The sequence below is a fragment of the Acinetobacter sp. Ac8 genome (assembly GCF_055392545.1).
In genome coordinates, this window is the sequence record NZ_AP043689.1 from 1,024,317 (window position 1) to 1,043,161 (window position 18,845).

The 18,845-nt window shown below is 37.2% G+C and carries 21 protein-coding genes; all 21 read left to right on the forward strand.

Features of this window, described 5'->3' with window-relative positions; all coding sequences use genetic code 11:
- Positions 1–34 precede the first annotated feature (34 nt).
- The 21 genes from ACZ5QH_RS04900 to ACZ5QH_RS05000 all read left to right on the forward strand — a co-directional run bounded on the left by ACZ5QH_RS04900 (position 35) and on the right by ACZ5QH_RS05000 (position 18,821).
- Positions 35–199, forward strand: a complete 165-nt coding sequence (locus ACZ5QH_RS04900) for a hypothetical protein (protein WP_303577889.1) — start codon at positions 35–37, stop codon at positions 197–199.
- Between the two features lie 11 nt (positions 200–210).
- Complete coding sequence (locus ACZ5QH_RS04905) at positions 211–1,641, forward strand: phage portal protein (RefSeq protein ID WP_303577890.1); 1,431 nt, start codon at positions 211–213, stop codon at positions 1,639–1,641.
- Positions 1,638–1,928 carry a head-tail connector protein gene (locus ACZ5QH_RS04910; protein WP_234622632.1) on the forward strand — a complete coding sequence of 97 codons (291 nt, stop codon included), beginning with the start codon at positions 1,638–1,640 and terminating at the stop codon, positions 1,926–1,928. The genes ACZ5QH_RS04905 and ACZ5QH_RS04910 overlap by 4 nt, the downstream gene beginning before the upstream one ends.
- A gap of 209 nt (positions 1,929–2,137) precedes the next feature.
- Positions 2,138–2,470, forward strand: a complete 333-nt coding sequence (locus ACZ5QH_RS04915) for a phage head closure protein (protein WP_275059601.1) — start codon at positions 2,138–2,140, stop codon at positions 2,468–2,470.
- 2 nt (positions 2,471–2,472) lie between these two features.
- On the forward strand, positions 2,473–2,937 hold the full coding sequence (locus tag ACZ5QH_RS04920; RefSeq protein ID WP_303577891.1) for an HK97-gp10 family putative phage morphogenesis protein: 465 nt from the start codon (positions 2,473–2,475) through the stop codon (positions 2,935–2,937).
- Positions 2,934–3,296: a DUF3168 domain-containing protein gene (locus tag ACZ5QH_RS04925; RefSeq protein WP_303577892.1), complete on the forward strand. Its 363-nt coding sequence runs from the start codon at positions 2,934–2,936 to the stop codon at positions 3,294–3,296. The genes ACZ5QH_RS04920 and ACZ5QH_RS04925 overlap by 4 nt, the downstream gene beginning before the upstream one ends.
- A 175-nt stretch (positions 3,297–3,471) precedes the next feature.
- A complete protein-coding gene (locus ACZ5QH_RS04930) occupies positions 3,472–4,029 on the forward strand; it encodes a phage antirepressor N-terminal domain-containing protein (protein ID WP_180645086.1) in 558 nt (185 codons plus the stop codon).
- A 4-nt stretch (positions 4,030–4,033) separates the two neighbouring features.
- Positions 4,034–4,357 carry a hypothetical protein gene (locus ACZ5QH_RS04935; protein WP_303577893.1) on the forward strand — a complete coding sequence of 108 codons (324 nt, stop codon included), beginning with the start codon at positions 4,034–4,036 and terminating at the stop codon, positions 4,355–4,357.
- Positions 4,358–4,433: 76 nt separating this feature from the next.
- Positions 4,434–4,907: a phage tail tube protein gene (locus ACZ5QH_RS04940; protein ID WP_180644724.1), complete on the forward strand. Its 474-nt coding sequence runs from the start codon at positions 4,434–4,436 to the stop codon at positions 4,905–4,907.
- Complete coding sequence (locus ACZ5QH_RS04945) at positions 4,907–5,323, forward strand: hypothetical protein (RefSeq protein WP_180644723.1); 417 nt, start codon at positions 4,907–4,909, stop codon at positions 5,321–5,323. The genes ACZ5QH_RS04940 and ACZ5QH_RS04945 overlap by 1 nt, the downstream gene beginning before the upstream one ends.
- Entirely contained in the window at positions 5,254–5,574 is a 321-nt protein-coding gene (locus ACZ5QH_RS04950; protein WP_373996374.1) for a hypothetical protein, read from the forward strand. Before ACZ5QH_RS04945 ends, ACZ5QH_RS04950 begins: the two co-directional genes overlap by 70 nt.
- Positions 5,575–5,651: 77 nt before the next feature.
- Entirely contained in the window at positions 5,652–6,188 is a 537-nt protein-coding gene (locus tag ACZ5QH_RS04955) for a hypothetical protein (protein WP_303577894.1), read from the forward strand.
- Positions 6,185–6,628 (forward strand): hypothetical protein, encoded by a 444-nt coding sequence (locus ACZ5QH_RS04960; protein WP_180644721.1) that lies wholly within the window; start codon positions 6,185–6,187, stop codon positions 6,626–6,628. Before ACZ5QH_RS04955 ends, ACZ5QH_RS04960 begins: the two co-directional genes overlap by 4 nt.
- A 66-nt stretch (positions 6,629–6,694) precedes the next feature.
- Positions 6,695–10,972: a tape measure protein gene (locus ACZ5QH_RS04965; protein ID WP_303577895.1), complete on the forward strand. Its 4,278-nt coding sequence runs from the start codon at positions 6,695–6,697 to the stop codon at positions 10,970–10,972.
- 56 nt (positions 10,973–11,028) lie between these two features.
- Positions 11,029–11,778 (forward strand): hypothetical protein, encoded by a 750-nt coding sequence (locus tag ACZ5QH_RS04970; RefSeq protein WP_303577896.1) that lies wholly within the window; start codon positions 11,029–11,031, stop codon positions 11,776–11,778.
- Positions 11,771–12,154 carry a hypothetical protein gene (locus ACZ5QH_RS04975; RefSeq protein ID WP_004726914.1) on the forward strand — a complete coding sequence of 128 codons (384 nt, stop codon included), beginning with the start codon at positions 11,771–11,773 and terminating at the stop codon, positions 12,152–12,154. The genes ACZ5QH_RS04970 and ACZ5QH_RS04975 overlap by 8 nt, the downstream gene beginning before the upstream one ends.
- Before the next feature lie 52 nt (positions 12,155–12,206).
- A complete protein-coding gene (locus tag ACZ5QH_RS04980; protein WP_303577897.1) occupies positions 12,207–12,692 on the forward strand; it encodes a hypothetical protein in 486 nt (161 codons plus the stop codon).
- A complete protein-coding gene (locus tag ACZ5QH_RS04985; protein WP_303577898.1) occupies positions 12,685–13,170 on the forward strand; it encodes a DUF1833 family protein in 486 nt (161 codons plus the stop codon). The genes ACZ5QH_RS04980 and ACZ5QH_RS04985 overlap by 8 nt, the downstream gene beginning before the upstream one ends.
- The gene (locus ACZ5QH_RS04990; protein ID WP_234622645.1) at positions 13,170–13,490 is read left to right on the forward strand and encodes a hypothetical protein; all 321 of its coding nucleotides are present in this window, start codon (positions 13,170–13,172) and stop codon (positions 13,488–13,490) included. Before ACZ5QH_RS04985 ends, ACZ5QH_RS04990 begins: the two co-directional genes overlap by 1 nt.
- Positions 13,487–16,315, forward strand: coding sequence for a host specificity factor TipJ family phage tail protein (locus ACZ5QH_RS04995; RefSeq protein ID WP_303577899.1), 2,829 nt, complete (start codon positions 13,487–13,489; stop codon positions 16,313–16,315). Before ACZ5QH_RS04990 ends, ACZ5QH_RS04995 begins: the two co-directional genes overlap by 4 nt.
- Before the next feature lie 55 nt (positions 16,316–16,370).
- Positions 16,371–18,821: a hypothetical protein gene (locus ACZ5QH_RS05000; protein WP_303577900.1), complete on the forward strand. Its 2,451-nt coding sequence runs from the start codon at positions 16,371–16,373 to the stop codon at positions 18,819–18,821.
- Positions 18,822–18,845: the final 24 nt, after the last annotated feature.

Genomic DNA, 18,845 nt, shown 5'->3' on the forward strand with positions numbered 1-18,845 from the left:
AAGCAATCAAAATGTTTAGCTATGGGAACAGTCTATGAAAATTAAATATTTAAAAGATACACATGACTCAAAAGTGGGTGATGTGAAAGAAATTCAAGATCATCAAGCAAATGTCCTTATTAAATTGAATTTTGCTGAGATTTATCAAGAGCAAAAGAAGCCAGCACCAAAGGCAAAACCATCTAAAACCGAAGAATAAAGGCATTAATTATGGGTATTTTTGACTGGTTTAGAGGCAAAAAGAGCTATCAAACTGCCCGTAATGCTGGCACTTGGAATAGTCTTTTTGTTCAAGAGCCATTTTCAGGCGCATGGCAGGAAAATAAAGAAATTACACGTGAAGATATGACAGCCTTTTATGCTGTATTTGCGTGTATCAGTCTTATTTCTAAAGATATTGGCAAGATGCCAGTACTGTTAAAAAAGAAAAAAGATGGTGTTTTAGTTGATGCCTTAACACCAAAAGAGTTAGTTCGTGTTTTTAGAAAGCCAAATCATTATCAGAATTGGCAACAGTTCAATGAGCAATGGACACAAAGCTTATTATTACGTGGAAACACTTATGTTTTTAAAGTGCGCGATGCCTTTGGTGAACTGTATCGGTTAGTTATTCTAAATCCAGATCTTGTGACTACACTGGTCGATGATAATGGAGAGATTTATTATCAACTCAGTAATGATCGACTAACTCAGACTGACAATGTGATTATTCCGGCATCTGAAATAATTCATGACCGCATTAATGCGCTTTATCATCCATTAGTTGGATTAACCCCAATCATGGCTTGTGCATTGGCATCTGAGCAGGGTATTTCAATTCTCAGAAACTCGAAAAATTTCTTTGCAAATGGCTCAAGACCGGGAGGAGTTATTGAAGTACCTGGACCATTGGATGCTTCAAAAGCTTTAGAGGTTAAGACTAAATGGGATGCAAATTACGGTGGCGCTAATGTTGGTAAAACTGGCCTTTTATCAGATGGTGCCAAGTATGTCAGCATTGGCATGAAGGCAACAGATAGCCAACTTATTGAACAGCTAAATATGTCTGCTCGAATTGTTTGTACCGCCTTCAATGTTCCACCTTTCAAGATTGGTGTAACAGATGTGCAGGGCGCAACTAAAGTTTCAGATTTGAATGAAATCTACTATTCAGATTGCTTACAGTCATATATTGAAGCACGGGAAAATCTACTCGATGAGGGTTTGAATCTGCAAGACTATAAAGTTGAAGCGTTCCTTGATCTTGATGTTCTTATTCGAATGGATTCAACCAGTAAGATTGCATATTTCAAAGATGGCATAAGTGCTGGTATTTTCTCGCCAAATGAAGCGAGACAGAAATTAGGATACTTGCCTGTGACTGGTGGAGATTCACCAATGATTCAGCAGCAAAACTTCTCACTGGAAGCATTATCCAAACGAGATGCTAAAGATGATCCATTTAGTAAAACCAACACTTCAAATCAGCCAGTAGCAGAACCAAAATCTCTGTATAAAGGTGTTTTTAGTCAAAAATCAAGTTATGAGGTGGGTGATTTCGTCACTAAGAATGGCTCACTCTGGCATTGTGAAAAGGCCCATTCAGGCGAATTTAATCATGAAAACTTCAAATTGGCTCAAAAGAAATGGGGTGATGAATGAGTATTGTTAGCTTAGAAACCCTAAAAGAGCATTTGCGCTATGACGATGATGACAATGACTTGATGTTACAGGGTTATTTGGACGCAGCGGATTCTGTTGTTAAAAACTACATCACGGATGAGTTTGAATCTGAATATCCAAAAGCAATTCATCAAGCCATTTTATTGTTGTGTGGATTTTGGGATAAGCACCGTAACGCTGAGAGTGAAACACCAGTGAATGGCAATTATCTTCCGATGCCTGTGCAGTCTTTATTGTTCCATTATCGAAAACCTACAGCGATTTGAGGTGATCTATGTGTTGCAACCATTGTGATAACTGTAGAGTTAAAAATAGTTCAGCTCCAAAGTATGTTGCACCGCCTTCAATAATCATCGAAGGGCCAAGTGATTCAGCGTATACGGGATTTGTATTTAAAATATTTTGGCGTGTTGTTGTTGCTTTGATATTTACGTTTCTAATTTTTGTTATTAGTAATTTTAAAAATGGGTGATGTATGGGACAAAGAGCAGGCGAACTACTCCACCGAGTAACCATTCAACACAAAATCACGCCAACTGATGAATATAACAATGAACTTGAGCCAATTTGGTCTGAATACAAAAAACTTTGGTCTAAAGTTGAGTTTCTATCTGTAAAAGATACTTTAACTGCCAAAGCAGTTGGATCAGAAACCAATGCGCGCTTAAAGATTCGCAAACGTACCGATATCACAACGGAAATGCGCGTGTTATGGAAAGATCAAACTTTTCAGATCGTTTCACCGCCAAAACCTGACAACGAAAACGCTGAAATTTATGTGACGTTTGAGCTGAAATTATTGGGGTAGATATGGCTGATATTCAATTCGATATCCAAGGACTAGATCAACTTCAATCCAAACTTGAACGCCTAAATAATCCGCGTAAAGTAAAATCAATGGTTCGCAAGGCATTAAGACAGGCAGCGAATATTGTTCGTGATGCAGCGCGTAATAATGCAAAGCTAATTGATGATCCCGAAACACGTGAGAAGATTTGGAAAAATATTTCTGTTCAAGGTGGAAAGACAAGAAATCCAAGTGATATTAAAATTCGAGTAGGTGTGAGAGGTGGTGCGTCATTCTCCAATCCAAACCCACCTAATTTAAGTGGTGGTGATACGAGGCATTGGCGTTGGGTTGAATTTGGATCTGTAAATAATCCAGCCGTACCATTCATGCGCCCAGCACTTGCCAACAATATTCAGCCTGTCACAGATAAGTTTGTTCAAATGTTGAATGACGAAATCAACAAAGCTTTAGCGAGTCCTACATGAACATTTTACCAATCTTCAAAACACTACAAGCGTCACCTGATGTTGTTGCATTAGTTAACAATCGAATCTATGAAGATATTGCGCCAAATGGAACAAAATTTCCTTATGTTATCTGGTCATTGGTAGGCGGTGTACCTAATCATAATTTGGATTGCCCACCTAAGATTGATCATCTAACTTATCAGCTTGTTGTTTATGACATCGAGAGAGCACGAGCATCTGAAATTAGAAAAGCAATCAGTGTTGTTTTAGACCCACTTTGCACAATCACCAACTTGCATCCAAACCATGTCGAACGTGTTGCTGATACCAACATTTTTGGTCGTGGATTTGATGCGAACTGGTGGTTTGATCGGTAAAACACACAACAAAGATTAATTAACCCTGACCTTTAATTAGATCAGGGTTTTTTAATGCCTGAAATATGGCATCCAAGCCGACTAGGGTAGCTCCTGAAAGGAAGATGGTCGTTTCGACTACTCATTGCATCTTCTTGTTGGCTTTCTTTTCTTTATGAGTGGTCGGAGCGTATCAATGAATGCAAAATCGAATTTCAATAAAGATCATAGTCAAATGATTGTGCCATTTAACAATGCTAATCTCACAATGATTGAACATAACGGTCAGCCATATATCCCAATGAAGCCAATTGTTGAAGGTATGGGGTTAGACTGGAAGAGTCAGTATCGTAAAATTACCAACAAGTTTAAAAGCTGCATGGTCAAAATGACCATTCAGCTATTTGGTGATAGCCAAAGTCGTGAAGTTATTATGCTTCCACTTAGAAAATTACCCGCATGGCTTTACTCTGTTGAACCGAACAAAGTAAAACCCGAATTAAAAGAAACTATCATCAAATACCAAGAAGAGTGTGACGATGTTCTTTGGAACTACTGGACTGGAAAACAAAGTGCAAGACAAAGAGCATTCGACGAATTCAATAAAATAGAATTTGATGACAAGTTATCCATGGCAAAGGGTACTATTTCTAGCTTGGGTATGCATACCAGAAAACGAGAAAAGAAAATTAATGATAAAAGACGGAATGATTGGCTGAGAGCGAATGTCGGTGTTTTGGATTTAGGGGGTTAATTCTATGCCCGATATTGATCAAGATGATGAATATTTTGATATTCGCCAAGAGCTTGAGGCTATGACTCACTCTGAACTTGTTAAGGAAGTAATCAGTCGGATTGAGTCTCAGCGACAAATGCTAGTTGATAATTGGCATGAAAATAAAGAATTACGACAAGAAGTGCAAGATAGTCGTAAATTTATAAATGATACAGCAGATCAAATTCAAAAATGGGAAGATGATGTTGCTTTGGTTATTGCGAAAACTCTTTACTGGAAAAGATCATTCTATCTTCTCTTATTTTTAATTATGTTCACCCTGATTTTTACATATATTCAATCTTAAAACCCTGCATTGTCAGGGTTTTATTTTATCCGCCACCGAAAGGTGGTTTTTTTATGCCTAAAGAGGAGATCTACTCATGGCAGAAACTAAAACGCAGGGTACGCAAGTATTCACTGTAGTCAACGGGGCGATTGTTCGTTTTGTCTGCCCTAAAAACTTTAAATTTGGTCAAGATTCTTTCGGGAAGATTGATGTTACTTGTCTTGATGCAGAAAGTAAGCAATATGTCCGTGGGATTCGTGATCCGGGTGAGGCAGGTATTGGTATCAATTTAGATGATGAAAATGCAAGTCACATCGAATTGTTGAAAATTGCTGAATCAGGTGAAGTTAAAGACTGGTATGTTGGCTCAAGCCATTCAAAAACACCACCAACTTACACGGTTGGAAGTGGAATTAATCTCCCTGAAGATCGTAACTGGTGGTCATTTAAAGGTTATATGAATGATACTGCACCAAACGATATTGAAGTTGATGCAGTCATTAACTATGACTTCACCATTGTTCGTACTTCAAAAGTAACTATGACTCGTCGTGAGGTGACACCATAATGGCTAAGTTGACATTACAAGCCACTCAAAAGGCTGTAGGCATTGGTACTTTTGTTGAGAAAACCATTAAATTTCTTGATTTAGAGGGCAAAGAATTTACAGGGGAAGTACTTGTAAAGATTCTCACCCATGATGAAGTGGCCACTGCAACCGATGTGTGGAAGGTGAAAAATAGTACTGGGCTAACTGTTGATCAGTACCGTAAAGCTTTACTCCATCAAATCATTTATGAAGATGAAAAAACTAAATTTTTCCCAAAAATTACTGATACAGGTTTAGTTTCATCAGAAGTGATTGACGCCTTGTATGAAGCAGCTGATTCGGTGGTGAACTTCTCGGGAAAGAATTGGATCTCAACCAAGGAGAAGAATTCTGGTGTGAGCTTGTCATCAACGGCATCGGCGGAAGAACAATAGCTGAAGCCAAAGCCAATATCTCAAACCCTGAATTGATGTTATGGAGATCCTACCGTAAAAAGTATGGATCTCTATTTTTTGGTCGTCGGATTGAGCAAGCGTTTGGCAACTGGATAGCGCATTACACAAGATTTAAAGTGAAAGAAGGTACTAGTATTAATGCCTTTGATTTCATGCCTCACGAAGAAAGTAAAATGCAAAAAGATGAAGTCACGCTTGAGGATTACATGGAAAGCCTTTGTGCAGAGTAAATCTAACCTCCTTCGGGAGGTTTCTTTTTAACCCAATAATTAGTATCTTGGTCTAAATTTTTAATTTAGGGTGGGGTATGTTGGTAATCATTCTTGTAGTTTTTATTATTGCAGTTTTGGTTTTTATTGGTTTTAACGGAGCTAAAGTTAAACCAATAAAATTTGACACTTCTCGTATTACTGACTTAACAAAAATAGATGGTGATGATGCATTCTCAGGTAGTCGTCTGCCTGATAATGTAATTAATAGGGTTAATAGTCCGAAAATAAAATCAAGATCAACAACAACCTATAATTTTAACATTGTGGGTGAAGGGTCTTATCAGCAAAATTTAAAAAAAATTGCTGGACCAAAAGAAGAAATATCAAAATTTCATGAATGTACTGCAAGAATAACATCTGAACCTACCAATAAATTTGATAAGAATGCTGTAAAAGTGGAAATCAATGGTTTGTTAGTTGGTTACTTATCTCGTGGTGATGCGCAAAAACTTGCAGGAAAAAGAATAAATAGAACTGTAGATGCTGTCATTAATGGTGGTTGGGATGATGATATTGATGAAGGTCAATATGGTGTTAAACTGGCTATTAAAAATGTGAGTGATTTGATATGAAAAAGATTCTTCTTTTAGGTTTGTTGGTGGGGTTAAGTGGCACTGCCTTTGCGTTTGATAATGAGTGTTTGCCATTATTAAAAGAAGCTGATAAAAATTTAATTTTAGACAAAACAATAGCTAAGGATAGTTCGAAGGATTGGGATTATTTTTATGATGATTCTGCTTGGAAATTAAAATCCCCAACTAACTGCAAAACGCCAAAAACAAATTATGAGAAAATAACGTGCTCAGATTCATCATTAATAAAGTTGGATAAAATTGCATATGCAACCACTCTTCAAAACACTATAAATGCAACTGGTGAGCTACTCTCAAAAAAAACATTTAAAGAATTAAAGTTTGATAATCAATGGATTAATAGAAAAGTTGCTGACAAAGAATCAATTTGCCTAAAGTTGATAAATGTAGATCAAGTGAAGCTAAAGCTTAAATATTAATACCATTTAATTTTAAATAAACCAAAACCACCGAAAGGTGGTTTTTTATTGCCTGAGGAAAAGTAAATGGCAACAAAACTAGGATCATTAACACTTGATTTGATTTGTCGTACAGGCAATTTTACTCAGGGTATGCGTGACGCTTCCAATACAGCTAGTCGAGAATTAGGACGTATTGAGCAAAGCACAAATGGCGCAACTAAAGCAATAAAAGGGTTAGCAGTTGCAGCATTAGGATCATTCTCAATTCATCAAGTTATTGCTTATACAGATAGCTATACAAACTTACAAAACAGATTAAAGCTTGTTACTAATTCTCAGCAAGAGTTAAGTACTGCAACACAAGATACCTTTAATATCGCTCAAGCCACAGCGCAATCTTGGGGTTCGGTTGCGCAAGTTTATCAACGTTTTGCTGAAAACTCTTCACGTCTTGGTATCACCATGCAGCAAACAGCTTCATTGACTGATACGGTTTCAAAAGCCATTTCAATTTCAGGTGCGAGCGCAGCGAGTGCAGAAGCAGCGTTGATGCAGTTCGGACAGGCTTTAGCTTCAGGTGTATTGCGTGGGGAAGAATTTAACAGTATCGCAGAACAAGCCCCAGCATTATTAAAAGCAATCGCAACAGGCTTAGGGGTAAACATTGGCGAACTGCGTAAAATGGCAGGCGAAGGCCAATTAACTGGTGATGTTGTAATCAAAGCCCTTAATAATGCCAAAACATCTGTAGACAATCTATTTTCTAAAACAGATTTTACAATTGCTCAATCATTTACACAGTTAAATGATTCTGTCACTAAATTTGTTGGTGAGGCTGGTTCAGGCTCAGGGGCGGCAAAAACTTTAGCATCATCTATAAAAATGGTTGCTGATAATATTGAGCCGATTGCCAACACAGGTGCGGCTATTGCAGTTGGGGTTTTAGCAAAAGCAATGGTAGGCGCGACAGTGTCCGCAACTAATGCAACATACTCGTTGTTTGCGAAAATTGATGCGACTCTTTCAGAAAGACAAGCAAACATTGCTGCAACTCAGGCAGAAGTAGCATCTGCAACTGCAGAGGCTCGAAGCACTGAAATCACATTAATAAACGCCAAGGCAACGCATACGCAAATCATGGCTGAAATCGAACTTGAAAAAGTTAGATTATCACAGCAGATTACGAATCAGGGTCGCATGGCAACCATGACTCGTATGGCTCAACTTGGACAATTACAAGCACAGGTTGCGCTAGAAATCGCTGCTGCCGAAACAGCACAAACGGCATCTTCTGCCAGATTATCTGCCGCACTTACAGCTCAAGCAGCAGTTACAAGTAGATTAGCGTTAGGTAAAGCTGCACTAATGGCCTTATTTAGTCCAATGGGTATTGCTATAGCCGCTACTGCTGCGGCTTTTTATTATTTGAGCAGTAGTGCAGAAGAGGTCAAAGAGTCCTTAGCAACTCAATCTGACTCAGTTGAAAATTTAACCAAGAAATATCTAGAGTTAAATTCTGTACAAGCTCAGGTTGAAAGTGTTCGTTTGCGCAAAGAGATTGATAGTCAAAATGATTCAATTGATGACGCAGCAAGCTCAATGACTAGATTTGCTTATCTTCAAAAAGAACTTTTTAAAATCTCTGGTAATGATTATGTTCAATATAAGCAGGCTATTGAATCCATTAAAACTGGTGCTGGTGATGCAAGTGCTATTTTGCAAAAAATGGTAATTTCAGGGAGGTTTTCTCAAGATCAGATTGATAAACTTGTTGAGTATTCGGGTGCTGTAGCTGATGCAAGAAAAAATATCAATCAAAATAAAACAGCTTTAGATTTACTGTCTCAGACATCAGGTGCTCACACTGTTGTTAATGAAAAGTTAAACCAACAAATAGCAACTCAATCTGAATTAACTAAAATCGCAACTAAAGACTTTCTAGACTTAAAAAACGGTCTTGTTGATTCTCTTGAAGCTCAAGTTGAATATGTAAGATTAAATGGTGGCAGTGAACAGCAAATTACTAACCTAAATAAAGTAATTAAAGATTATTCACTAAACCAAATTTCAGCAACAAATGCTGTTAAGCGGTTTAATGGTATAGCTGAATTACCAAACAGTATTCTGAGCAGTTTGCAAAACTATGCTACCAAAACAGACAAGTCTAAAGTAGAAGTGAATCTTCTTGCTGGTAAGGTTAAGGAACTAAATGGATTAACTGGAAACTCAGTGAAATCTACAGATGAGCGAACGGCAGCACATGAGCGAGAAAAGAGCGCCATTGAAGGAACTAAAAAGGCTTATGCTGAATATAGTAAAACCGCCTTATCGAACATTAAGGAAATGGCTGCTAGAGCACAAATGCAGAAAATGGGGTTTAGTGAAAATAAAATTGCAGAACGAATGGCAGTTCTAAAAGCACTTAATTTTGATCCAACCCTTGCACACTCCAAAACTGGCATTGAGATGAAGAAGATTGCAGATATATCTGCAAAAATGAAAGATACAGAGGATGCCAAAGCTGATGCGATTAAAGCTCAAAATAAAGAGCTTGAAAAGCAAAATGAACTACGCAAAAAAACCATTAACTCCAAAACAATTGATTCTGTGATTGCTCGTGGAGAGGGGAACTATAACTCTTTCAACAAGGGCAAGGCAGGCGACAGCGTTGGATCAAAATTAAATCTAGTTGATATGACTGTTGGGCAAATTAGAGCATTGCAAAAAAATGGTTCTATATTCGCAGCTGGAAAATATCAAAATATACCCTCTACACTTCAAGGTGCTATTGATGCTGGTATTGTATCTGTTGCTGAAAAATTTAATGCAAATGTTCAAGAGCGTATAGTTCAGCAGTATCTGCTTACTGCCAAGAAAGACCGTGGAAGTATTGAAGATTACATTAAGAGTAAGAGTGATAATCTTTATGCTGCAAATCTAGATTTAGCGAAAGAATTTGCTTCTGTTGCCAGTCCTGTGACTGGTAAGTCTTATTACGATGGTAAGGCTGGGAATAAAGCAAGTATTAGCGTTAAAGAAGCTCAAAACGCTTTAAAGGCTAGTCGTGAGCTTTATACACAAGCGATTGCTTCTGGTAAATCAGCTGAAGAGGCATGGAAGGCTGCATTTAGTGGATCTATATCTTTTATTGAGGGTTCTGACGAGCAAAAGAGCTTGGAGAAATTAGCCAGTTATAAAGAAAAACTTGCTCAAGAAAGAACTGCTTTGATTGAGTTCTACAATGACTGGCAAAAGCTTGAAAACAATAACTCAGAGCAAGTTAAGAAGATTCGAGAGACTTTTGCTAAAGATCCAAAGGCGATGGAAGATCATTTAGCTCTTCAGGAGGTAAAATATCAGGAAGATGTAGAAAACTACATTAAAGCTGGTGACGATCGAGTAAAAGCTGACTATCAAGCAACTCAAGATATTATTGATGCTCGTCAAGCTGCATTCGACAACATCAATAACCCAATTTACTCAATGAGGGATAAGGGTGTTGAGGCACAAGCACAAGCATCTATGACTCCAGTTCAGTACCAATCTTGGCAACTAAATAAAGAGCAACAGGATGGGTATGCAAGCCTTGGAAATGATTTGATAGATTCTGTTAATGCTATCAATGAAAGCCAAATTCTGTCTGAGCAAGAAAAGTATGATCAGCTTAAAAGTGCACATGAAGACTACGTGAATTCAAAGGCTTCATTAGATCTTTTGTATGACAAGCAAACTAAAGACTTAGCGCGCAGTCAACAAGAAGAGCAGATTAATATGTGGGGAGGCATTCTTTCAACCGCTCAAAACACTTTTTCACAATTGGCTCAGTCAGCTAAGGATGGTGCAGGCGAACAATCTTCTGTTTATCGAACTATGTTTGCAATGCAACAGGCGTTTTCTATTGCATCATCAATGGTGGCGGCTTATACCGCATATTCGACTGCTTTTGCAGATCCTAGTGCAATGACTTTAACTCAGAAGTTTGCTGGTGGCGCAGCTGTTATGGCGGCCTTGATGCCAGCAATAACATCTATTTCATCTATATCTTTAAAGGGTATGGCCCACAATGGTATTGATAACATCCCAAGTGAAGGTACTTGGCTTTTAGATGGCGGTGAACGTGTGCTAAATCCTCAACAAAATAAGGATTTGACCAACTATCTTGCTAATAGCAAATCGCAAGGTCCAAGTATTGTTATCAATAATAATGCTCAAACGAATGTAAGTGCTCGACAGGGTTCGGATGGGAAAATGTATGTGACTATTGATGAGGTGCAAGATATAGTTGCTGGTCAACTTCGAAATCCTAACAGTCAGATTTCTAAATCTGTTCAACAGAATACTACAGCAACCAGAAGAAGATAGATTTTAAAATTCTTGTAATTGATGTAAATTGGGGTGGTTATTTTTTGGAAAAAAATATGGCCACTCCAGCAAGGAAAAAGAAAACAGATGATGTTATTTCAACATTAGCATCATTAGGGCTCGGACAAACTCTTTCCGAGTTTAATTATGCTCGTTGTAAGAAGCTTTTGGCTGAGAGCAAAGATCAAACGCCTTTGGAGTTGTGGCGAATGCTTGATAGTCTAACCGAGTTAAATTTCAATAATTTAAAGACAGCACATGCTTTAGCAGTACTGAATGCTGATAAAAGTACTAATTTATCGGTATTAAGAAATGCTCATTATGTATTTAATCACACCTTGGATTATGTAAAAGCAAGCCAAACTATTGAAAAAATTATTGATTTAACGGAAAAGAGTAATCTTGACCTATCTCAATTACCCAGCGATTTCATCCTTGAGTTTTATTTAAGTGGTCGACTTGAAGAATTACTAAAAAGGAAGAGTGTTATAGAAAAATTCAAGGATAAGATAGAGACTTTTCAAAATTTAGATAAATGGAACAACATAGACTCTGAAAAACTACGCATGATGATGAATATCATTCACAGTGTTGTTATATCCAATAATGCAAGATGCTGGTCTTTTGAATATAGTGTTGTTGAAGGAGAATTCCTTATATCTGCTAGTATAGATGCATCTTATGAGAAACTTTTGTATTTAGATAATCAAATTTTTGATGAGTGTTATAAGCTCAATCTTATAGATGAATTAAATGTTCTGTCATTTGGTTTTCACCCTTTTGATGGAGTTCAAGAAAATGACTAAAGACGAAATATTAAATCATTGCAAATCTATAATTAATACGGAAAATTCACATATTGAGGCACATGCGAGAAATATTATTGGAAGATCGTATTACTACACATATCACTCATTGGTTGAAAATGTAGAAGCTAGATTAAATTGGCAAGAAACAATATCGAATGGAGGTGTTCATGTGAAAATGATTAGTCGCCTTAAAGATAAAAATATTCCTTCATCAGATAAAGTTAAAGCATTAAGACTTTTCACTGAAATTAATCGATTTAAGAAAATGAGAACCAAAGCTGACTATCGATTAGAGCAATCTATTAAGTTTATAGAAGCTGAATACTGGCTAAAAAGGGCTGAGGATATTGGATTGGCACTTGACCAATTGTAGTAAGAAAGAATAACTAACAACCACCTTCGGGTGGTTTTTTATTGGAGAAACCATGCCAAATGTCTTATTAAGATGCGTCACGCAAAGTGGTTATTCTGTTGGATTCAAGAGTGGTGTTATTTCTCAAGAACTAGACGGTGGTGCACCACGTTACCGACGAGTAATTAAGAACGCATATCACAACGTGAATGTTCAATGGGTTGTAAAAGAAGCTGGGTTTGATTATTTGGATGCTTTACACAATGTATGGTGTGAAAACCCAAATGAGTTTTTCTATGCACCACTGAAGGTGAATGGACCTGAATATAAGAACTATGAAGCGTATTTTGTTGAAGATTCATTTCAATTAAATAGTTTAGATGGTCTTATTTTCACATGTTCAGCACAACTTCGAGTAAAGCCGATTGTAGATATTGAAGAAGATCGGCTTTTGGTTGAAGTTGGAAATGAGGGCATAGATCTATCTGAATTGCTAGATCCACTTGAAAAGCTCGTCAATGTGAGTATGCCAAATGCTTTAAGGAGTATTCATGTCTGATTATGTTTCTTTCTTTCTAAATGCTGGTGGCGGTGTAACTCAGCTTGAATGTATTGAGATCAGCCATCCAAGTTTTTCTAAAGTTTATCGTTACGTTAAAAATGATACTCAGGGAATTACAGCTTCTAATCAGAATTATGATTATAAGCCTATGTCGATAAAGCGAAATAATGTGACCAATGATTTAGATCAAACATTATCTATTACGCTTGCAGATATGGATGATGAGCTGATGAATGAAGTTAAAAAAATTCACTCAAGTGCATTCCGCAAAATCAAACCTGAGTGTTCTTTTAAAATTTATCGTGATGATGATTTATCTGATCCGATGATCTCGATGCCAGCTTTAGAGATTCCCAGTGTGTCTAAAGATACATCAGGATTAGCGACTTTTGATGCTCAAGCACCGCAACTCAACAGTGTAAGAACAGGCCGTATTTACACGATTGAAGAATTTCCATTGCTTCGGAGAGCCTAATGTCTATTGATAATTTACTAGATCGAGTGTGGACCTCTAAATACACATGTAATGAATTTGCTTGTGAAGCTTGGCAACAAATTACCGGCGAAGATTTAACACAGCGATTAAATGACTTTCTAAATGGTCATGCTGGTTTTGATGTGCTTGAGGAACCCATTTCACCCTGCATTGTCTTTTTCTTAAATGGCAAAGAATCCCCAACACATGTTGGGGTTTTTTTTGAAGATAAATTATTACATCTATCTCGACGTGGTGCGCAATACGTTCCATTAGAAATAATCAAGATGGGTTTTAGACAGACGAGATATTACACATGAAAAAAACAGTCATTGTTTGTCTTGATCCATTTAATAGTGACAAATGGTCTATGGCACAAGTTGATGATGTTTGTGCCTATATCGTTGAGCAGTTTCCCAAGGGGCTTCCTGAGGATATTTCCGTCTATCACAACCATGTAGCTGAAAGTCATGATGTTACCCCTAGAAGTGAATCAGAAGTTGAGCACTTACAGTCACTTGAAGGCATTTTTTATCTTTATAAAAAACCTCAAGCAAATCCATTTATGATTGTTTATTATGTAGTTATGGCAATCATGGCTGCATACAGTGTTTATTCAATACTCACGATGCCAAAGCCTGATCAGCAGAAAATAGGCTCATCCAATAATGAATTGGCGAATCGCACAAACAAGATGCGGATCAATTCTCGTGTACCTGATATTTACGGCACTTTGCGCGCTTATCCTGATTTGATCGCAGTTACCTATACTTACTATGAGAACAACATCGAAGTCGAAGAATGTTTAATGGTTCTAGGCCGCGGATATTATCAAATCAAAGATTGTCGTGATGGTGAAACAGATGTTAACGGTATCGATGGAATTAGTGTAAGTGCTTATGATCCGGGTGAAAGCATCATTGGCAGCAACACAATTTACAAAGTTGGCAATGCTTTTACATCACTTCCGCTAGATGTTGCTAAATCTTCTTCAATCAACGGTCAAAGCCTTGTACAGCCGAATGATGTGATTATTGAAAGTCAGAGTATTTATTTCACAACTGGTGGGGTAATTCGAACTACTGACAACACCATGGACTTTAGAGACAAGTTTAAAGTCGGTGATGGTATAGCTATTTCTGGCGCACAATTTGGTGTAGAAAATATTGTTCTATCCGGGCTTTGTACCATCACAAGCGACTTTAAAATTATTGTTGAATCTGCCTTAGATATTAACTCTGTTGAGAAGTTTAAAGGCTTGCTGGTAAATGGGGCGAATGTTGCAGTCACTGAAATAGATGAAGTAACAGAGGAAACCACAACCAAATATTATGACTTGTCTGGGCAGTATCAAGTTGATTCAATAGTCAAAACCCCTTCGGGCTCTAATTTTAGTTATGCCATTGCCTTGCATTCAGCAAAACAAGTGAATTACAACTGGAATTACATCACTGAAAACCACGATATCTCAGCCGGCTTAACTTTAAATGACAATGATGAAAGTGTGGATCTTGATGCAAACTATTCAGTTAGTGCTGTAGATGAGCATAGTATTAGCTTAGCAAATGCGACCACTATTAATGATGATTGGGAGAAGATTCCAACATTATTTAATGGCAGTACTGCAGGCTTAAATACATCTGAAATCTATTTAGAGATTGTTGCGAATAAGTGGGTCGGTTGGTTTGAGTTATATCATGAATCAGCAACACAGTTGCAATTTAATATCTACTTTCCGCAGGGTTTGTATAACGTCAACAAAGATGGTAAGACAACTTTTAATGATGTTTTGATTTCTGTTCAGTATCAATCAATTGATGAATTAGGTAACCCTCAAGGCCCAATGCGTGGAGTAGATTTTCGCATTGAGGAAAAAAATCGAGATTCATTTGGTCGAACATTAAGAATTGATCTACCAGTGACAGGCAATCAGCGGTTTAGATTGGCTAAAACTTGGGCTGGTGGAGGTGCAAATCCGATCACTGAATGTAAAGTCAAAGATGTTTATTTGACTTCACAGTATGACAAATCAGTGTACGAGGGTGTGACAGTTTTCAGGCTTCGGACAACCGCAACAAATGGCGCGCTTTCAGTCAAAGAGCGAAATTTTAATACTTTGATTACCAGAAAATTACCTGTTGATGGAACTGGATTATTGCAACCTACCAATGATGCTGGTCAAGCTCTTATTAACATGGCACTTGATCAGTACATTGGACGTCGATCTTCCTTAGATGTTGATATTGATAAGATCAAGTCAGAAATTCAAGCAGTAAAGACATATTTTAACTCAACTGATGCTACTGAGTTTTGCTATACCTTTGATGATGATTCTCTGTCATTTGAAGAACAGGCTGGCATGGTTGCGAGTGCATGTTTCTGTGAAGCAATCCGATTTGGAAATAAATTAAGACTGAAGTTTGAAAAACCTCAAACAAGTTCAGTTTTATTGTTTAATCATCGGAATAAAGTTTCAAGTTCAGAAAAGCGTACTTTTAAATTTGGTATCGATAAAGACTATGATGGGGTTGAGCTTGAATACACATCACCAGATGATGATAAGCGAATTACTTATTCAATTCCTGAAAATATCACTTTAACCAATGCGCTTAAAATCACAACTTCAGGTATTAGAAATCACGCTGTTGCAAAAACTAGGGCTTGGCGTGAGTGGAACAAACTTCAATATCAGAATGTTGATTGTGAATTTGAAGCGCTTGATGAGTCTGAATTATTGATTAGAAATGATCGAATCTTAATTGCAGACAGTACCAGTTTAGAAACACAAGATGGTGAAATTATTGCGGTTGATGGATTGATTTTAACTTGCTCTATGGATGTTGATTTTGAAGATGGTGAGCAATATTACTGTTGTCTGCAAATTTCGGATGGATCTGTAGATATTATTGAATGTATTGCTGGCGAGTACACCAATCAGATTATTCTTAATCATGCGCCAACAATGGCACTTGTGGTTGGTAATGATCGCTATGTTCGAACACTGTATTCAATCACAAAAGTGGCAGAGACATCTAGTCAGGCATTTATGCTAAGCGAAATGTCACGCAACACTCAAATGACCAACAAACTTACCTGTATAAATTATGATGATCGATACTATGAAAAAGATCATTCGTTCCTTTAAATTTCAAATCAAAGAACAGTCCTAACGGGCTGTTTTTTTATGCTTGGAGAAAAGCATGGCTGAGATTATTACAAAACAAAAGCTAGTTGAAGCGAATGAAAATGCTTCAGCTTGGGAAAAATATTGGAGTGGGAATGAAAATGAAGATGTCATTACTCGACTAAACAAAGAATATCCTACCCACGCCAAAGCATTAAAAATTCTGATGGAGAATGGTGGGTTTCAGCCTTTCGAAACTCAATCTCAATTGCTTGCTAGTGTTCCTTTGGTGTCACCAACCGCAGCCAAAGCATTAGACACAAAGAAATTATTTTTGTGGAAAGATGGTGCATGGATCGATACAGGTTTGAGCGAGTTGGATCAAGCCAAGAAATATGTAAATGAAGTGAACAAAATCCCTGATAGTTTTGACAATACAGCAGTCTACAAATCAAATGGAAAAGTTACATTTGGCGCATCAAGTGATTTTTTTTATAAAAAACTTAAAGTTAAAAAGGATGAGAAATATTTAATCAGAAGTATGGATTACAATATTTCAAAAGTTTGGTATTTAGCTGATGATAGTTTAAATGTAATTAGTGAGTCAACGGGAACACCTGCTGTTTCAGATGAAATTGTCACAATCATGGAAGATGGAACACTGTATGTTAATGGTCTTTATGTCCACGCATTACAGTTTAAGTTTGAAGTCGTTACTGGTTATGAAAGCAAAACAATTGAGTTAAGTGGTGATTATCCTAAACAATATTATATTGCTTATATTCCAGACCCAGCAGATCCAACAAAAATTAAACGTGTCACATCCACATCTGTTGTAAGCACGGTTGTAGAAAATGTGCGTGAAAATGATTTATTCAAAATTGATGCAAAAAAAATAAGTGATGTGAAGTCTTATTATTTTGTTGCGGATAGTGGGGTTATTGTTAGTCAAGAGGGTAACAATGAACCTAATTTAAAAGTTATTAAAGTACCTGCGTATGCATCCAAGCTGATTGTATGCTCTGATGTTGCTTACACGAATTTTTCCATTCTTAAAGCGGATTATTTCGGAAAATTAGCATACGAGGAAAGCATAAAACCCGACCCAGTTATTAAGAAAAATCTTAAAGACTACTATCCACAGCAACCAAACTATCGTCATTTATTACAAGAAAAATGCCCGAAGTTTTACAACAAGTTGCGCAATAAAACTGGTGATGTAACTGTGTGCATTACAGGTACATCGTTGACGCAGGGAAATTTGTATACAACGATTCGATCTGATGCAAAGACTCGACCTCCACTGTTGCACACCAATGATCTGTCATCACACATATTTGATGCATTAATTGGCTATTGGCAGGGCCAGCAATATCGCAGATATGATCATACTGATTTAACTTATTCATCAAGTGATTGGTCTATTAAGAATCGCTTGATTGAAAGTGATATTGATATTTGGGATGATTTTGATTTTAAAAAGAATGGCTTAACAAAGACTACTATTTCTGCAAACGCAAGTGTTTCTACTGTAATACCTGTTGGTGCATGGCAGTTTAACTTTATTTATCGCAGTGACAGCCAAAGTGGAAATTGCACAGTTTCAATTGCAGAAGGTAATTCAAAAGTTGAGGTATTTAATGGCACAAATTGGGTTGAAGCTAATAGTTTTGTTTTCAGCATGTTGGAAAGTGCTGTAACAGAAACTAAGGGTAACACATGCTATCAAAAGCGCTTAAAAATGCGATGCAAAAATAAGGCAAGTGGCGGTATTGATTCATTAGCGACTGCGAAAAATATCACGATTTCAAAGGGCAATAATTCAAATAGATTTAATGTAGTCGGTTTTGAATGGTCGCCCCGTGAATACATGCTTACGTTCATTAATGCGGCAAGAGGTTCACATGCTTGGGGTTTGGCAGGCTCACCAGAGAATTTAGAAAACTATCAAGATTCTGATATCTGGGAATTTAAGCCTGATTTGATACTGTGTGAAGTGACAAGCATCAATTGGGGTGCAGGCTTTGGGCAAGCCCTTAAAACCGATCCTAATTACTATGTGAACATTGCAAAGAAAGCTTATTTTGATGATCTCGGAATGTTTCCCAATTCGATTTATCAAAAATCAGATCATTACACAAAATGCGAAATCATATTTTATGGTGATACTGTTGCAACAAGTGTTGATTACGACACCCTTTGGGATGCAAACAAACAACCTAAATTTGGGCTTGTAGATGTGCCAGCATGGAACGGATCAGGCTCAACTGAAAATGTTGGTCGAGTTAAAACCATATTTGAAAACTATGAAGCTGTTGAAATATATGTTGCAAGTAAGCCATATATTTTCATCCCTGTGACACAGCAATTTAAGCAACTTGCATATGACGCATTTAGTAATTATCCAGATGCTTTTGCTCCAACACTTGCAGACGGTGATTCGCTTAGCTTTGATAGAGTTCACTTAAATAATAATGGTGCAGCGTTCTATGCGTATTTGATTAAGCCGTTGTTTGAAAACTTATAAGCACCCAAAAGGGTGCTTTTTTAT

What these genes read in the sequence shown, in the direction of transcription:
- ACZ5QH_RS04965 (WP_303577895.1), top strand. Translation starts at nt 6,695, where the DNA reads ATGGCAACAAAACTAGGATCATTAACACTTGATTTGATTTGTCGTACA.
- ACZ5QH_RS04975 (WP_004726914.1), top strand. Translation starts at nt 11,771, where the DNA reads ATGACTAAAGACGAAATATTAAATCATTGCAAATCTATAATTAATACG.
- ACZ5QH_RS04925 (WP_303577892.1), top strand. Translation starts at nt 2,934, where the DNA reads ATGAACATTTTACCAATCTTCAAAACACTACAAGCGTCACCTGATGTT.
- ACZ5QH_RS04955 (WP_303577894.1), top strand. Translation starts at nt 5,652, where the DNA reads ATGTTGGTAATCATTCTTGTAGTTTTTATTATTGCAGTTTTGGTTTTT.
- ACZ5QH_RS04995 (WP_303577899.1), top strand. Translation starts at nt 13,487, where the DNA reads ATGAAAAAAACAGTCATTGTTTGTCTTGATCCATTTAATAGTGACAAA.
- ACZ5QH_RS04960 (WP_180644721.1), top strand. Translation starts at nt 6,185, where the DNA reads ATGAAAAAGATTCTTCTTTTAGGTTTGTTGGTGGGGTTAAGTGGCACT.
- ACZ5QH_RS04905 (WP_303577890.1), top strand. Translation starts at nt 211, where the DNA reads ATGGGTATTTTTGACTGGTTTAGAGGCAAAAAGAGCTATCAAACTGCC.
- ACZ5QH_RS04990 (WP_234622645.1), top strand. Translation starts at nt 13,170, where the DNA reads ATGTCTATTGATAATTTACTAGATCGAGTGTGGACCTCTAAATACACA.
- ACZ5QH_RS04935 (WP_303577893.1), top strand. Translation starts at nt 4,034, where the DNA reads ATGCCCGATATTGATCAAGATGATGAATATTTTGATATTCGCCAAGAG.
- ACZ5QH_RS04980 (WP_303577897.1), top strand. Translation starts at nt 12,207, where the DNA reads ATGCCAAATGTCTTATTAAGATGCGTCACGCAAAGTGGTTATTCTGTT.
- ACZ5QH_RS04915 (WP_275059601.1), top strand. Translation starts at nt 2,138, where the DNA reads ATGGGACAAAGAGCAGGCGAACTACTCCACCGAGTAACCATTCAACAC.
- ACZ5QH_RS04920 (WP_303577891.1), top strand. Translation starts at nt 2,473, where the DNA reads ATGGCTGATATTCAATTCGATATCCAAGGACTAGATCAACTTCAATCC.
- ACZ5QH_RS04910 (WP_234622632.1), top strand. Translation starts at nt 1,638, where the DNA reads ATGAGTATTGTTAGCTTAGAAACCCTAAAAGAGCATTTGCGCTATGAC.
- ACZ5QH_RS04945 (WP_180644723.1), top strand. Translation starts at nt 4,907, where the DNA reads ATGGCTAAGTTGACATTACAAGCCACTCAAAAGGCTGTAGGCATTGGT.
- ACZ5QH_RS05000 (WP_303577900.1), top strand. Translation starts at nt 16,371, where the DNA reads ATGGCTGAGATTATTACAAAACAAAAGCTAGTTGAAGCGAATGAAAAT.
- ACZ5QH_RS04900 (WP_303577889.1), top strand. Translation starts at nt 35, where the DNA reads ATGAAAATTAAATATTTAAAAGATACACATGACTCAAAAGTGGGTGAT.
- ACZ5QH_RS04930 (WP_180645086.1), top strand. Translation starts at nt 3,472, where the DNA reads ATGAATGCAAAATCGAATTTCAATAAAGATCATAGTCAAATGATTGTG.
- ACZ5QH_RS04940 (WP_180644724.1), top strand. Translation starts at nt 4,434, where the DNA reads ATGGCAGAAACTAAAACGCAGGGTACGCAAGTATTCACTGTAGTCAAC.
- ACZ5QH_RS04970 (WP_303577896.1), top strand. Translation starts at nt 11,029, where the DNA reads ATGGCCACTCCAGCAAGGAAAAAGAAAACAGATGATGTTATTTCAACA.
- ACZ5QH_RS04985 (WP_303577898.1), top strand. Translation starts at nt 12,685, where the DNA reads ATGTCTGATTATGTTTCTTTCTTTCTAAATGCTGGTGGCGGTGTAACT.